Raw genomic sequence first — 14,715 nt, 5'->3', positions numbered from 1 at the left:
GGTAGCGTCAAAAGTTTTATGAAAACTCCACATCCGCCATCCCATGGAGCATCGTAAGGCATCCTTGGAGCCGGATTCGCCCTTGACCAACACCCGCCAAAGGTGTGAAAGGGACGTCAAGGGCGACGGGGACAAAAAAGAGGGCATAGGAAAGCCGCCCTTGCCCTTACCGAATTTTACCTTTGACGAGGTTCGGTTGGTCAAGGGTTCGCTTCGCCGAATCCGGCTGTTCTTCTGATCCATGGGCTCCGGCGGACAAAAAAGTTAGGCTGCCTCTTGTTGGAGGAAATCTTGAGCCATGGCGATCAGCTTCGTCCACCGGGCCGGCATATGGGGCAGGTCGGCGAGCTCCGGGATGACGACAGGAACCCGGCCTTCGAGTGCACCGTGCGGGCGCAGGAAGTTGAAATACGCCACAAACAGCGTGACAAAGGAGACCGAGCCTTCTTCCGCGCCAAATCCGTGAGTCGGCCGATAGTTGCCTTTAAACGTCCGGTTGAATCGCTCGATGATTTGTTTGAGCGCGCGGAACTCTTCGGACACCGGATCCTCATTGGTCAGTCCGATCACTTGGCGGACGTCAAACGGAATCCCGTGCTGGGCAAAAAAGTGCTGCGCCAGCAGGTAAATGGGATTGCCGTCGACGACGAACGACAAATCGTCCGGGATGGACGGCAGCTTTCGCAGGACGTCATCGATGGCCCGGATGGCCGACAACGCATCCCGGTGGGGCGAGACGCGATACGACAACACCACTTTTTTCACGGCATCAAACATAAAAAACAGGTAATGCCAGCGTCCTTTCACGCGAATATACGTCTCGTCCCCACAGAACGAGCCGGACAGCTCGTACGGGAACTGGTCGACAAATGGCTGAATCATGAGCGCGACGCTATTGGCATAGTTGAGCACCGTCTGATGGGAGATCGACACGCCATGCACATCCTTCATGATTCCGGCTGTCTGTCTGGAGGACATCCCATAGTTAACGTAGTACGTCAACACGAGTCCGAGGGTGTGCGACGACACCGCCAGACGGGACAAATCGACCTTTGGCTTTTTCGGCGACGATGGGGCCAATGGTTGAAAGTCAAACAAAAACTCACGGAACAGATACCGCACCTTGAAGGCTTGAGGGTTCTGCTGGAATTGTTGGCGTTCCTTTTGGCTCATCCGGCGAAGGTTCTTTTGGTAAAACGGGCAGTCGTTGTTCTTGCACTTGTAGATGTAGTAGTCCTTGCGTTCTTTGATTTTCTCAAGCGTTTGGAAGCAGTGCGGGCAACGAAAGACCGCTTGCTTTTTGAACCGATTTCGATGGTTGAACCGGCATTGGCACACTTTGCATTGGTACTGCCCTTTTCCGCCGTTGTTGGCGTACAGGTAGGATGACGGCGCCTGGCAACGGGGACACGTCAACGAATCCGGAACACGGTGTTTAGCGTTGTCCCGGCGTTGGATCGGCGGCAACGGACGGCCGTGCCGGGCTTCGTAGTCGGCTAAAAGCTGCCGGTAGTCAAGTGTTTCTGGGACATCGATGATGGGAAGGTCATCGACTTGAAGTTTTCGGTACGGTTTTCGAACCGGTTCGTCCATGTCTTTGCGGCTTAAGGATTTTCCTAATAAGGCACCAATTAAATAGACAATGATTTGATGTTGGGACTTGATTATTTCGAGCAAATAGGCTAATAATTGAGGTAACAAGCTTGTCACTCCTTTGTTTTGGGTGTTGGGTGTGGGGTTACCTCAATGATGGCCTAAAACAACGGGGGTGGCAAGCTTTTTTTATTCTAACCGTTGAAACTCAATGAAAAACAGTGAGTGTGGAGGATAAACTTTTGACAATACCATCGGGCGACAGGGGGGAATGAGATGACAAAATGGGGAACAGCTATTGTTTATGGGGTTGTAACTATTTTCTTATTGGCGGCTCTCATTAGCTTCTTTTTATCTCTCATACTGAAATGGACAGACGTACAAGAACCTTCGTTAACATGGATTATTTTTGCCGGGTCGCTTCTTTCCATGTTCATTGGCGGGGTTGTAGCTGGTGGAAAAGGAAAAGAAAGAGGCTGGCTCATTGGCGGGGGAACAAGTTTATTATTTACATTCATCGTATTAGTATTTCAATTTTTGGGATTGGAAAAAGCATTCACTATTGAACAATGGTTATATCATCTCATCTTTTTTGTCGCAGCGGCGCTTGGCGGCATTGTCGGTGTAAACCTAGCCGCATCACGCAATTAAACGATGACGGCTACCTTTACTTGGGAAAGGTAGCCGTCATCGTTTACTTATTCTCTTTTTCCGTCACCACTTCGCGCACCGCCGAGCGGTCATATGTAAGACGCGTGCCATCGCCTGCACGAATGACAATTTTATCTTCATCGACCGAATCGATGATCCCATGCAGTCCGCCAATGGTGATGATTTTATCCCCTTTTTTTAAATTAGCCTGCATTTGCTGAATCGCACGCTGCCGTTTTTGCTGCGGCCGAAGCAGCAAGAAATAAACAATGACAAAAAACAAAATAATTGGAAGCAAATTAACAATCGCTGCTGACATTTATTTCCCCCCCTTTCTAAGTGATATTATTTAAAAGTTTTTCGCATTTGGTTTATTAAAGCCATATTGCTCAAAAAATTCCTTGCGAAAATCTCCAAGGCGGTCTTCGCGAATCGCTTGTCTCACTTGCTCCATTAATTTTATCAAAAAATAGACATTATGGTAAGAAGTTAAACGAATTCCAAATGTTTCATCACATTTGATGAGATGGCGAATATATGCGCGTGTATAATTGCGGCACGTATAGCAGTCACAATTAGGATCAAGCGGCGAAAAATCGCGGGCGTACTGTGCATTTTTAATGACGACACGCCCCTGGCTCGTCATTACTGTTCCATTGCGGCCAATACGTGTTGGAAGCACACAGTCAAACATGTCAATGCCGCGAATCGCCCCGTCGATAAGCGAATCCGGCGAACCGACTCCCATCAAGTAACGCGGTTTATTCGCCGGCAAAAGCGGGGTCGTAAACTCGAGCACACGATTCATTACTTCTTTCGGCTCACCAACAGATAAGCCGCCGACAGCATATCCCGGAAAATCTAACGACACTAAGTCTTGCGCGCTTTGTCTGCGAAGATCTTCGAATTCCCCGCCCTGCACAATCCCGAACAATCCTTGCTCATTCGGGCGCTTATGCGCTTTTAAACAGCGCTCCGCCCAACGGCTTGTTCGTTCCACGGACTGTTTCATATATTCATATGTTGCCGGATATGGGGGACATTCATCGAACGCCATCATAATGTCTGAACCAAGCGCATTTTGTATTTCGATCGCCTTTTCCGGAGATAAAAATAGCTTATCTCCGTTTAAATGATTTCGGAAGTATACGCCTTCTTCCTCAATTCTCCGAAATTCACTTAAACTAAACACTTGAAAACCGCCGGAATCGGTTAAAATGCCGCGGTCCCAATTCATAAATGAATGAAGGCCGCCGGCTTCTTTTACGATTTCATGTCCCGGCCGCAGCCATAGATGATACGTATTGCTCAAAATAATGCCGGCACCCATTTCTTTTAATTCTTCCGGCGATAATGTTTTCACAGTTGCTAATGTCCCAACCGGCATAAACATCGGCGTTTCAAACGAACCGTGCGGCGTATGAAGAATCCCAAGCCGCGCACCTGTTTGTTTACATGTTTTAATGAGCTCAAAACGAATCGGTGATGCCAATCCAACGATCCCCTTTCTTAAATAATCAACATTGCATCGCCAAAACTAAAGAATCGATAGCGCTCTTTCACCGCCGCATTGTATGCCCGCAAAATATTTTCGCGGCCGGCAAGCGCGCTGACAAGCATAATAAGCGTTGATTTCGGCAAATGAAAGTTCGTCACTAATCCATCGATTGCCTTAAATTCATAGCCTGGATAAATGAAAATATCCGTCCAACCGCTTTCCGCCACAAATGCGCCGTTATTTCTTGACGCAATTGTCTCCAAAGTGCGCGTGGACGTTGTACCGACAGCAATAATGCGTCCTCCTTGCTGTCTCACCTCGTTCAGCAATCGCGCCGTTTCTTCTGTCATCTGATAAAATTCGGCATGCATATCATGTTCTTCAATGTTTTCGACGTTGACTGGACGGAATGTACCAAGTCCAACATGGAGAGTAATAAATGCGATATGCACTCCTTTGGCGCGTATATCGTCAAGAAGCTGTTCCGTAAAGTGAAGGCCGGCTGTCGGCGCCGCCGCTGAACCCACTTCACGGGCATATACAGTCTGATAACGCTCCGGGTCATCCAATTTTTCTTTAATATACGGTGGAAGCGGCATTTCCCCAAGCTGTTCAAGCACTTCATAAAAGATGCCTTGATAAGAAAATTCCAAGATACGCCCCCCGTGCTCAAGTGTATCGACACATGTCGCTTTCAGCCGTCCATCGCCAAAAGTAATGTTTGTCCCAATTTTCACTCGTTTTGCTGGCTTTACTAACGTTTCCCAGCGATCTCCTTCCAGTTGTTTTAGCAACAGCACCTCAATATTGGCACCGGTATCTTCTTTTTCCCCATAAAGCCGCGCCGGCATCACACGTGTATCGTTCAAAACAAGACAATCTCCTTCATGCAAATACGATAAAATGTTTCGAAAGGTTTCATGGCGAATTTCGCCGGTTTTTTTATCGAGCACCATTAACCGCGATGCATCGCGGTTTGGCAGCGGTGTTTGTGCAATTAACTCTTCTGGTAAGTCAAAGTCAAACAAATCTATTTTCAATTTTTCTCACCTTTCCTTATTGTTTAACGAAATCGTCCAAGCACATAAAAAATAAGCGACAACACGATGCTTAGCAAAATAGACGTAACAACCGGAAAATAAAAAGTTGTATTCCCTTTCCGAATAATAATATCTCCCGGAAGCCGGCCTAGTTTAATAAACTGCATGAGAAAACCGACAATAATGAGAACAACTCCAATCGTCATGATAAGCTTAGGCAGGCTATTCATTGTTTTGGAACCTCCATTCCAAAATATTCGTAAGCAATAGGGGTAACGATACGGCCGCGCGGGGTGCGCTGTAAAAAGCCAATTTGCAATAAATATGGTTCATATACATCTTCAATGGTCTGCACCTCTTCGCCGATCGTTGCGGCAATCGTATCAATGCCAACCGGCCCACCAGCAAACTTTTCCATAATCGCTTTCATTAATTTATGATCGATATGATCAAGTCCTAGTCGATCGACTTGCAATAGCTCTAGCGCCTCTTTCGCTAACAAAAATGTGATCGTTCCGTCTCCCCGCACTTGAGCAAAATCGCGAACGCGTCTCAAAAGACGATTCGCAATGCGCGGCGTGCCACGCGAGCGCCGCGCGATTTCCACCGCAGCTTCCGCCGTAATATCTACATGCAAAATCTCTGCCGTCCGCATCACAATTTGCGTAAGATGTTCAGTTGTATAATACTCTAATCGGCTAATCACTCCAAAACGGTCACGAAGCGGAGCTGATAAAGCACCTGCTCTTGTCGTAGCACCAACAAGCGTAAACGGAGGTAAATCAATACGGATCGAGCGAGCAGTTTGTCCTTTTCCAATGACGATATCTAAACAATAATCTTCCATTGCCGGATACAGCACTTCTTCGACAGAACGGTGCAGACGATGAATTTCATCAATGAACAACACATCGCCCGGCTCCAAAGAAGTTAAAATTGCCGCTAAGTCTCCTGGGCGCTCAATCGCCGGCCCGGAAGTCGTGCGAAGATGAACTCCCATTTCATTCGCAATAATCGCTGCCAACGTTGTCTTTCCTAACCCGGGAGGTCCGTACAACAACACATGATCAAGCGTTTCTTCACGCATTTTCGCCGCTTCAATAAATACTTTTAAATTATCTTTCACTTTATCTTGTCCAATATATTCATGCAAAAACTTCGGGCGGAGACTGTATTCGAGCGAAACGTCTTCGCGGTGGACATCACCGGAAACAAGGCGTTCTTCCACTTTTCTCCCCTCCCTATTTTAACAATTGCTGAAGCGCACGTTTCACATATTGATCTGTCGATAAGTTTTCTTTCATTAACGACGGTACTACCTTTTGAATTTCCCGTTCAGCGTAGCCGAGCGCTTTTAACGCCTCGATCGCCTCCTCAAGAGCCGATAAATGCGGCCGTGCGGATTCCTCTTGCAAATGGAATAAATCCGGAAATGTTTTAGCAGTAACCGCTGTGAGCTTTCCTTTTAAATCGAGAATCATTTGTCGCGCTGTTTTTTTCCCGACCCCCGGAAACTTGCATAAAAACGTTTCGTTTTCTTGTTCGATCGCTTCGACAAGCTGCTCCGGCTGCCCCGCTGCTAAAATCGCTAGCCCGCCTTTTGGGCCAATTCCTGAAACTTGTAATAGTTTCGCAAACAACGTTCGTTCTTCACGGGTGCGAAATCCGTACAAAGCAAGCGTATCTTCACGCACGTATTGGTATGTATAAACCGTTACGATTGTATCACGGCTTTCTTGAAATGAAAACGGATTGGGGGTAAAGATTTGATACCCAATGCCGTTGTTGTCGATCACAATATATTCAGGGCAAACATAATCAACGTATCCGCGGACAAATTCAATCAACGCTGCACTCCTCTCCTTTTCTTTCCTGTCTTTCAATTGTACCATACCATTACATTATAACAAAAAGCGAATGTATATTCCTATTTAGAAAACAAAAAAGACTTACCCTAGCGATAAGTCTTTCCTATTGTATTAAAGCAAAGTGGCGATATGTTTCGATAATATCTTTATATTGGGACTTGGAGACGACGCGAATTCCTTTTTTCAGTTGCTCATGCTGGCGGCTTTCGAGTTTTTTTACATCAATTTGGAAAAATGATTGAATAACCCGTGTGGAATGAGCAGGGCTGCCTTCAAAAATAGATAATGTTCCGTCTTCGGTGATTCCAAAATAACCGTTCGCCTTTAATAATGGGGAAATATCATTCACTGTTTTGCGAAATACTATCGTTTGATCATCCATATTCACAAGCTGCCAGTCTCTATATTTTTTCCATATATCTTTCATGGAAACAACGGTTTCTTCTTTTGTTTCTTGGCTCACTTCTCCGTCTAAATATTGCTGCTCTAAAATAATCGTCATTTTTACGGAAGATGGCGCAGCAAAAGCAGCCTGGATGAACAATACATAGGAAGCGATCATAATGAAGAAAGTGGCAAGAATTCGCATCTCCTTTTCCTCTCTTTCTAGGTAAATAAACAATATGCTTATTTCTATTTTCACCAATGTGAGAAGTTTTATCCTTTGCACCGATTCCGCATTTCTATATTTTCCGCCGTTATTATTGTGACAAACGCCAAAAAATAATGCCCTATGCAGCCAGCATAGGGCATTATTTCAATTATTACTCTTCCAACACCGATTCGTCCAAATTGTGGTACACCTCTTGGACGTCGTCGTCATCTTCAAGGGTATCGATCAGTTTTAGCATTTTCTTTAGATCATCGCCAGCAAGCGTCGTATATGTTTGTGGAATCATTGTAATTTCAGCGCTAGCAAACGTAAAGCCGTTTTTCTCTAATTGTTCTTTTACTTCTTCAAATGCTTCCGGTGTTGTATAAATTTCAAACGAATCTTCGGTTGTTTCCATTTCTTCCGCTCCTGCTTCAATCGCTTGAAGAAGCATGTCATCTTCATCGATGTCAAGTCCTTCGCGGGCAATGACAAGAAGTCCTTTTCGGTCAAACAAATAAGAAACGCAGCCGGTTTCCCCTAAATTGCCGCCATTTTTTGAAAAGGCTACTCGCACGTTCGAAGCGGTACGGTTTTTATTATCGGTTAAGCAAACGACCATCACGGCAACGCCGCCAGGTCCGTATCCTTCATAGCGAACTTCTTCGTAGTTCGTATGTTCTTGTGTTCCTGTCGCCTTTTTTATTGCACGTTCAATATTTTCGTTTGGCATGTTCGCAGCCTTTGCTTTTTCAATAACAAGGCGCAAGGCTGGATTGGATGCTGGATCACCTCCGCCCGTTTTAGCCGCTACATAAATTTCTTTCGCCAATTTCATAAACAATTTGCCGCGCTTTGCGTCTTGCGCATTTTTACGGCGTTGAATGTTCTTCCACTTCGAATGTCCAGCCATCGAAATTTCTCCTCTCATCGCAACGAAATTTCCGATATTACTATACCAAAAAAACAGGAAAATGTCATATAACAAAAATAGGCGGATTCTTCTCCTACACAGCCGATTTTCTTCGTTGAAGAAGAAGCCTTCTCGGCTATGTTTTACAAAAAAGTGGGAACACCTTTTTAGGTGTCCCCACTTTTTCACATTAACGTGTATTTGCAGGACGTTCGTTAATTTTTCCATCAATAAAAATCGTTTTTAAATCACGTTCGATTTCTTCCATTGGCCGGCCGCGGCGGATGTCGTTGTCGATCGTACGGACGCGGTTGTACATGCTAGGATTGGAAACGATGCGCACATGTTTGCCTTTCGTATGCGGTGCAACCGCTTGGGCGACAAGACGCTTCACGTGATCTGCGTATTTGGAATTGGTCGAAATCGCAACAAGCACATGATCACGGTAAACAAGCGTCCGGGCATCGTTGACTCCTCTTACCGCAGCGGCGCGGCGGGAGATCGTTTCCGCCAATCGTCCGTCATACTTCCTATAGTAAGAAGGAGTTGTTTTACTTTCCATCGAATTTAAATGCCCATGGTAGTTGCGGTCCGCATCACTGAAATCAGCATCGAGCGGAAGCGCAGGCGTATCCGTATCAAAACGGGTAATTCCCGGAATACGTGCACGGTTATTGTCTGTATCGAAAAAATCGGCCGCTGGTCCGCGACGGCTTAATATATAGTTGTTATCATAGTTAGTCGCATTTGTTCCATAGCGTCCGTAACGGAAGTCATCATCAAAACGCTCCGTGGAATAGTACCCGATCGGACGCGTCGCATCATTGTAGCGTCTATCATTGTTGTCCGCGTAATTGGCGCATGCAGCCATCGCGCTCAAGACAGAAACAGCCCCGATGATTTTCATTGCGTTTTTCATGGAAAAACCCCCTTTTTTCCTTCGCTCGCACCAGGCCAAAAAACATATTCCGGCCTTATTATTAGCTTGGCGAAGGAAAGAGGGTTTTATCGCTGTCAGTTAACGGTAGAATTAGAATTTTGGCGGTGCAATCGCCAACTGGCGTTTATGTTGTGAACGCTTGTGCAAACGCTCAATAATTTGCCGGTCTTTTTCCGGAACTTCTTCTCCTTTTAAATATTTATCAATCATCTCGTAGGTTGTCCCCATTTCATTTTCATCTGTTTGCCCTTCCCATAATCCTGCGCTTGGCGCTTTTGTAATAATTTCGTTCGGAACGCCGAGAATGCGCGCCATCTCGCGCACTTCTCCTTTCGTAAAATGAACGAGCGGCACTAGATCGACTCCGCCGTCCCCATATTTGGTAAAGTACCCTGTATACCATTCCGCTGCATTATCAGTGCCGACTACCATATATCCGTAATTATTGGCAACCGCGTATAATGTTGTCATGCGAAGGCGCGCTCTTGTGTTCGCATCACCTAAACGCGCTGTTTCTTCATTCCATTCTCCTTTTTCTTTCAGTTGTTTTTCCACTTCTCCAAATAACAGGTTATGCGTTTCGGTTAAATCAATGATCAAGTGTTTAATGCCGCAGCTTTCCACCACTTTTAATGCATCTTCCATATCTTTCGGATTGCTTTTACATGGCATAATCAATCCGAGCGAGTTGTCCGGAAATGCACGTTTAATTAAGTGGGCGACAACTGCTGAGTCAATGCCGCCGCTAATTCCAACAATTGCCCCATTTAATCCGGCATCCGCTACTTGGTCGCGCAGCCATTGAATAAGTTTTTCAATTTTTTCCTTCATCTTTTTTCAGCTTCCTTTCACGAAAAAATTCCGTATATTCATTTTATCATATCGATAATTTCGCGGACAAACCGTTTACGTTCTTTGCGGGCAACAGAAAGTTGCTTGTTATGCTGTAACGCAAAGCGCCATTCACGCATAATATCAGCCGGAAATAAAAGAGCGTGTAAAAACCACGGTTTCGTGAGCCAAAATGAAAAGAGAGGAAATCGATATAATTGTGAAAAAGACCATTGCAAATAGGGCAAAATACGATTCGCGTACTGCAAATAATCAATGCCCGGTGAAGCAATGGAAATATTATCATAGTCGATTAAATATACCTTTCCCTTTTTTGCCCGTAAAAAATTATGGGAAGCAACATCACCATGAATAATCGTAACAGGCTCCGCTGCTAACGACGGCATATAGCTTGCGAATGTGGCAAGACAATATTCCGCATGCTGAATCGTCCAAGCGATATCTTCTTTATCCATTATTCGTTCGATTAATGATAGATGGGCATAAAAATCATAATAGCGGCGCTGCCACATGCTATATAAATGGTAGTACGGAACAATCGTTTGAAACAACGGAATTTTTATTAACAGCCTGGCGATGGAATGATATGTTTGTAACAATTCCAGTCCATCGGCGATATCTTGTTGACGAGCGAATGATAATCTTTCTGCATCGGAAATATATGTTTGCATCACCCAAAAGGCGCCTTCAAAGAAAAATACACCATTTTGTCCCAAAGTGGTATATATGGCAGGAACATGAACAAACCCCTCCTTTCTTAACGATTGCATAAATAGCGCTTGTCTCATCGCTTCGAAAAAGGTTCGATACCGTTTGATCACCCAATATCCTTCGTATGCTGTAACTACCCATACGTTATGTTTGACTGTTTTTATATTTTTCACACCTGAACCTCCCGATGGCTAAAGCCACGGGGTTCTTGTGTACTATAGAGCTTCTTCCATACCTTCACATGGACACTGACTCTAGTTCCACAAGACTTTCATGGGCAAACACCTTACTGATGCTTAGCGCCCTGTGCGCCCGGTTCAAGACGCTTTTTGTTATTCAAATTCCCATACTGCTTAATAATCTATTTCCGCTGTTTCTTAATCGTTCAATTTCTTTATCATGAAGCTGCTTAAATCTTTCCCATGCCACAAAACATCTTTCTCTATCAATCTCTTTTAAATTATCTTTTACATTCATAATCAAAAATGCACTATATAAATCTCGTTGAATTTTAAAATCACCAAAATCATTCCAACGTTCTGATAATTTCTTTTTATTATATACGCCTGTAAAATGATTATATTGGCTCGCTTTTACAGAAAATGTATCAACAAATTTTAACTTTTTACTTTCATAACTTAATTTTCTGTCTAATATAGTTAAAAACATACTCGGAGCTTTATTTGCTATACTTTTACCAAATCGTTTTTTACTTTTATATCTTCCATTTTTATCTTTAATAGTTTCTTTTGTTTTTGCTTGCAATGCTTTATAATTCATTGTTTCCACTTTAATATCATCTCCTAATGATAATATCCAATTAGCTAATTTATTATGATCTTGTTTACGTTTTTCAGCTAATTTTCTTTGTAATTCTGCTAACTGACTTTTCGTTTTGATATAATTTTTGCTCCAAATCCATTTTAAATTATTTTTCTTAATTGTTCTATTTTCATTATATTTATGCGGATTATTTGCGCGTCTTTGACGGTCTAACTTACGTTGTAATATTCGTTTTTCTCGTTCAATATCATCAACACTTGGAGCAAGTTCTAATAATTTAACATCTTTTTCAGAGCATATAGCTATTGTTTGTGTACCAATATCAATTCCTACAATACCTTTATTTCGCGGATGCTTAACTTCTCCTGTTTTTGAATTAATTTTCTTTGGTGGTACTCCTTCAAGAATCAATTGAAGATAGTATTTAATCTTACCTCTAATAAGTTTACGAACAATACGACAATATTTTATTCTGTCTTGTAGTGCCATATGAGCATAAATGTCATTTTTCTTTATAATTACTGGAATATTTAATCCAATCCATTGTAATTTACTATTTTTAAAACGGATTCCTGTACTATTAGATTTACCTTCTAATGAATCCATTTCATTATATTTTTTAAATCTTACTTTTTCTGCATTATCAAATATTAATTTTTCTATTGCTTGCCATGCTCTTGTTGCTATCTTTTGAGCTGTAAATGAGTCAATATTTTTCTTGAAGTGTTGTTGCATTGGCTTAACAAATGAATGCATAGCATATTCATTTAATCCATATTTTTTATGTAAAATATTTAATAATTTATTTCTTTCTTTAGTTTTTTCTTGTTTTATAAGTACCCCGTAATTTTTATCGTTTTGCGATTTTTTATAACGTTTTAATAATTCATGTAAACAGGCATTATATAACTGTCTACCTATTTCAAATCGTTTTTCTAAAATATATTCTTGCCATGGTTCAGTTTTTAATTTTAATGTTAATACATAACTTGTAGATTTTGTTTTAGCCAATGCAACACACCTCCTTAAATATTTTTCTGATTTTCAATATATTTCATTACTGCCTCTTCTGAAATATAACCGACTGTACAACAAAAATAACTTCTAGTCCAAAGCGAAGGAAGTCTACTCTTTAATGACGGGTATTTTTCTCTTAATATTCGACTACTTCTCCCTTTGAATGCTTGTATTAATTTATGGATATGTTGTCGTGGATCAAAAGAAATAAACATATGAACATGATCTGGCATAATTTCTAACGCTTTAATTTCAACATCATTTTCTTTCGCTACTTTATACAAAATCTCTCTTAAATCTTTTTCAATATCTCCAACTAATACTTTACGTCTATATTTTGGACAAAATATAACATGATATTGATTTAAATAAACAATTCCTTTCTTATGAGTATATTTATCGTTTGACATTAGATAATTACCTCCCTCTAGAAATGTTGATTTATCAAGGCTTTTCGGCCCCTCAGGGGTGTCCAAAAAATATTTTTCGACAAAATCCCTTACATCTTTTTTCAGTTTTGTGGATATATTACAGACCTAGGGTGCGCTTCGCGGCCACGGCTGGGGATATTTTCCTTCCGTGGGGAGAAGCGTATTCGATGCACCCTTTGGATCTCCGCGTCGCTGATGAGGACGAACCCTCCCATGTCTCCGGGCGTCTTCGCGCCAACATTCCCTCGTTCGGTCTCGTCATCAGGCGGAGGCCGGCCAAGCTCCTTTGGGGACTCAAGGTCGAATGGATAAAATCACGCCAGCTTCTCCGGTGTCATCTGGTTGTCCAACGATTCTTCCGTTCGCAGGGGGAGGCCTTAGGCCGCCCGTTGCACTTGGGACAAGACGTCCTGCTTCATTCGCTCCGCGTCAAACGCTTGTTTCTTCGTACAAATCGCAAACAGCACATTCAACAGCTTCCGGCACAAGGCGACGATGGATTGCTTTCCGGTCAGCGGGTTGACGGATCGGGTCGTGTAATATTCATGCAGCTCGCGAAACGCCTCGTTGTGCCGGATCAGCGGAATCATCGCCCGAAACAGCACCGAGCGCAGCCGTTTCCGTCCCCGTTTGGAGATGTGCTTTTGCCCTTTGCGCTGGCCGGAGGAGTTCTCCTTGAGCGTCAGGCCCGCCAACTTCACCAATTGGCGCGGGTCCCGATAATGGGCGAAGCTGCCGATCTCCGCCAACAGATCGATGATCGTGGCGTCTCCCAACCCGTCGACCGTTTTCAACCATTGATACTCCATCGTCGTTTGAACCAATGCCTTCAACTCGGCGTCCAGTGCGGCGATCTCCGCCTCCAATTGGCGGTATCGGCGGACGAGCGCGGCGATCTCAAACCGGGCCATCGTCGTCCCTTCCGTCACCCCAATGGAGTCCTTCGCGGCGTTGATCAACGCCTGAATTTTGGCCTTCTGCGGGCATTTCAGCCCTTCGCTTTGCCGGTACACCTCGATGAGCTCCTCGGCGGTCCGACCCGCCATATCGGCCGGAAACGGCGTCCACTCCAACACCGAAAGCGCCGTTTTTCCCAGATCGCGAAACACCGTCCAAAACTCCGGAAAATACCGGTCGGTCCAGCGGATGATCGCATTTTTCACCGCCGTCTGTTCCTTGCGGAGCTTCTCTTTGAGCGTGCTTCCCACGCGCAAATCGGCTTCGATCTCGTGCAGCAGCCGGGGAACGAGGAATCGTCCGTCTTTTGCCAGTCTGGCAATGACCAGGGCGTCTTTGGCGTCGTGTTTCGTCGGCAGGTTGTCATCGAGTTCTTTCGACCGGCACACATGCGCCGGGTTGACCATGACCAACGGGATCCCGTGCTCCTCGAGGAAGTAGGCCAGGTTCAACCAGTAGTGCCCGGTCGGCTCCACCGCGACGATCACCTCTGACTTCCCGAACGCTTGCATCGCCCCCTGAATCGCTTTATACAGCTGTTGAAACCCCTCTTTCGACTGGAAGATCGGGAACGATTTGCGAAGCACGCGCCCCCGGTCATCCACGAAGCAGGCGTAGTGGGTTCGTTTCGCGATATCAATACCCACGACAAGCGTTTGTTCGGTGACTTGATCAATTTTATAGTTTTGTGTACAATTCATCTGAAGTCCTCCTTGGTATGGTGAGTGATGTGGTTGACACCCCTGCATCATACCAAGAGGGCTTTTTTTGATCAAGTCCCCGGAAAAGCTCCTAACGGGAATGCTCCTATCTAATGTCTATTATACAAATTATTAGATATTAAGTATCTAATGAAAATATTTTTAAAA

At 44.0% G+C, this 14,715-nt stretch carries 16 protein-coding genes; 1 reads left to right on the top strand and 15 read right to left on the bottom strand.

Annotated elements, in window-relative coordinates:
• Positions 1–264: 264 nt before the first annotated feature.
• Complete coding sequence (locus tag FNL97_RS04670) at positions 265–1,701, bottom strand: DDE-type integrase/transposase/recombinase (RefSeq protein WP_143415142.1); 1,437 nt, start codon at positions 1,699–1,701, stop codon at positions 265–267.
• 168 nt (positions 1,702–1,869) lie between these two features.
• On the opposite strand from FNL97_RS04670, the gene FNL97_RS04665 reads away from it, so the two are divergent.
• The gene (locus FNL97_RS04665; protein ID WP_081188776.1) at positions 1,870–2,244 is read left to right on the top strand and encodes a TIGR04086 family membrane protein; all 375 of its coding nucleotides are present in this window, start codon (positions 1,870–1,872) and stop codon (positions 2,242–2,244) included.
• A gap of 43 nt (positions 2,245–2,287) precedes the next feature.
• On the opposite strand, the gene yajC is transcribed toward FNL97_RS04665, so the two are convergent.
• The 14 genes from yajC to FNL97_RS04590 form a co-directional block, all read right to left on the bottom strand.
• A complete protein-coding gene (gene yajC, locus FNL97_RS04660; RefSeq protein ID WP_143415141.1) occupies positions 2,288–2,563 on the bottom strand; it encodes a preprotein translocase subunit YajC in 276 nt (91 codons plus the stop codon).
• Positions 2,564–2,593: 30 nt separating this feature from the next.
• Positions 2,594–3,736, bottom strand: coding sequence for a tRNA guanosine(34) transglycosylase Tgt (tgt, locus tag FNL97_RS04655; protein WP_143415140.1), 1,143 nt, complete (start codon positions 3,734–3,736; stop codon positions 2,594–2,596).
• A gap of 17 nt (positions 3,737–3,753) precedes the next feature.
• A complete protein-coding gene (gene queA / locus FNL97_RS04650) occupies positions 3,754–4,782 on the bottom strand; it encodes a tRNA preQ1(34) S-adenosylmethionine ribosyltransferase-isomerase QueA (protein WP_143415139.1) in 1,029 nt (342 codons plus the stop codon).
• A 23-nt stretch (positions 4,783–4,805) separates the two neighbouring features.
• Positions 4,806–5,012, bottom strand: a complete 207-nt coding sequence (locus FNL97_RS04645) for a DUF2905 domain-containing protein (RefSeq protein WP_062753030.1) — start codon at positions 5,010–5,012, stop codon at positions 4,806–4,808.
• The gene (gene ruvB, locus FNL97_RS04640) at positions 5,009–6,010 is read right to left on the bottom strand and encodes a Holliday junction branch migration DNA helicase RuvB (protein ID WP_143415138.1); all 1,002 of its coding nucleotides are present in this window, start codon (positions 6,008–6,010) and stop codon (positions 5,009–5,011) included. Before ruvB ends, FNL97_RS04645 begins: the two co-directional genes overlap by 4 nt.
• A gap of 13 nt (positions 6,011–6,023) precedes the next feature.
• Positions 6,024–6,629 carry a Holliday junction branch migration protein RuvA gene (ruvA, locus tag FNL97_RS04635; RefSeq protein ID WP_015864630.1) on the bottom strand — a complete coding sequence of 202 codons (606 nt, stop codon included), beginning with the start codon at positions 6,627–6,629 and terminating at the stop codon, positions 6,024–6,026.
• Between the two features lie 124 nt (positions 6,630–6,753).
• Positions 6,754–7,239: an intercompartmental signaling factor BofC gene (locus tag FNL97_RS04630; RefSeq protein ID WP_143415137.1), complete on the bottom strand. Its 486-nt coding sequence runs from the start codon at positions 7,237–7,239 to the stop codon at positions 6,754–6,756.
• Between the two features lie 175 nt (positions 7,240–7,414).
• Positions 7,415–8,155 (bottom strand): YebC/PmpR family DNA-binding transcriptional regulator, encoded by a 741-nt coding sequence (locus FNL97_RS04625; RefSeq protein WP_015864632.1) that lies wholly within the window; start codon positions 8,153–8,155, stop codon positions 7,415–7,417.
• A gap of 190 nt (positions 8,156–8,345) precedes the next feature.
• Positions 8,346–9,074 (bottom strand): YhcN/YlaJ family sporulation lipoprotein, encoded by a 729-nt coding sequence (locus tag FNL97_RS04620; RefSeq protein WP_062677158.1) that lies wholly within the window; start codon positions 9,072–9,074, stop codon positions 8,346–8,348.
• Positions 9,075–9,185: 111 nt separating this feature from the next.
• The gene (gene nadE / locus FNL97_RS04615) at positions 9,186–9,926 is read right to left on the bottom strand and encodes an NAD(+) synthase (RefSeq protein ID WP_062677157.1); all 741 of its coding nucleotides are present in this window, start codon (positions 9,924–9,926) and stop codon (positions 9,186–9,188) included.
• Between the two features lie 38 nt (positions 9,927–9,964).
• Positions 9,965–10,831: a phosphotransferase gene (locus tag FNL97_RS04610; RefSeq protein WP_286173482.1), complete on the bottom strand. Its 867-nt coding sequence runs from the start codon at positions 10,829–10,831 to the stop codon at positions 9,965–9,967.
• 163 nt (positions 10,832–10,994) lie between these two features.
• Complete coding sequence (locus tag FNL97_RS04605) at positions 10,995–12,452, bottom strand: transposase (RefSeq protein WP_143415136.1); 1,458 nt, start codon at positions 12,450–12,452, stop codon at positions 10,995–10,997.
• Positions 12,453–12,466: 14 nt separating this feature from the next.
• A complete protein-coding gene (tnpA, locus tag FNL97_RS04600; RefSeq protein ID WP_143415135.1) occupies positions 12,467–12,868 on the bottom strand; it encodes an IS200/IS605 family transposase in 402 nt (133 codons plus the stop codon).
• A gap of 398 nt (positions 12,869–13,266) precedes the next feature.
• Positions 13,267–14,547 carry an IS110 family RNA-guided transposase gene (locus tag FNL97_RS04590; protein WP_143415134.1) on the bottom strand — a complete coding sequence of 427 codons (1,281 nt, stop codon included), beginning with the start codon at positions 14,545–14,547 and terminating at the stop codon, positions 13,267–13,269.
• Positions 14,548–14,715: the final 168 nt, after the last annotated feature.

This window comes from Geobacillus sp. E263 (assembly GCF_007197795.1).
GTDB lineage: Bacteria > Bacillota > Bacilli > Bacillales > Anoxybacillaceae > Parageobacillus_B > Parageobacillus_B toebii.
Note: the sequence above shows the minus strand (reverse complement) of the source record. Positions and strands in the feature narration are given on the sequence as shown.

Coding starts and splice junctions, on each gene's coding strand:
- tnpA (WP_143415135.1), bottom strand. CDS start 12,868: ATGTCAAACGATAAATATACTCATAAGAAAGGAATTGTTTATTTAAAT.
- nadE (WP_062677157.1), bottom strand. CDS start 9,926: ATGAAGGAAAAAATTGAAAAACTTATTCAATGGCTGCGCGACCAAGTA.
- FNL97_RS04665 (WP_081188776.1), top strand. CDS start 1,870: ATGACAAAATGGGGAACAGCTATTGTTTATGGGGTTGTAACTATTTTC.
- FNL97_RS04620 (WP_062677158.1), bottom strand. CDS start 9,074: ATGAAAAACGCAATGAAAATCATCGGGGCTGTTTCTGTCTTGAGCGCG.
- FNL97_RS04590 (WP_143415134.1), bottom strand. CDS start 14,547: ATGAATTGTACACAAAACTATAAAATTGATCAAGTCACCGAACAAACG.
- yajC (WP_143415141.1), bottom strand. CDS start 2,563: ATGTCAGCAGCGATTGTTAATTTGCTTCCAATTATTTTGTTTTTTGTC.
- FNL97_RS04645 (WP_062753030.1), bottom strand. CDS start 5,012: ATGAATAGCCTGCCTAAGCTTATCATGACGATTGGAGTTGTTCTCATT.
- FNL97_RS04625 (WP_015864632.1), bottom strand. CDS start 8,155: ATGGCTGGACATTCGAAGTGGAAGAACATTCAACGCCGTAAAAATGCG.
- FNL97_RS04630 (WP_143415137.1), bottom strand. CDS start 7,239: ATGCGAATTCTTGCCACTTTCTTCATTATGATCGCTTCCTATGTATTG.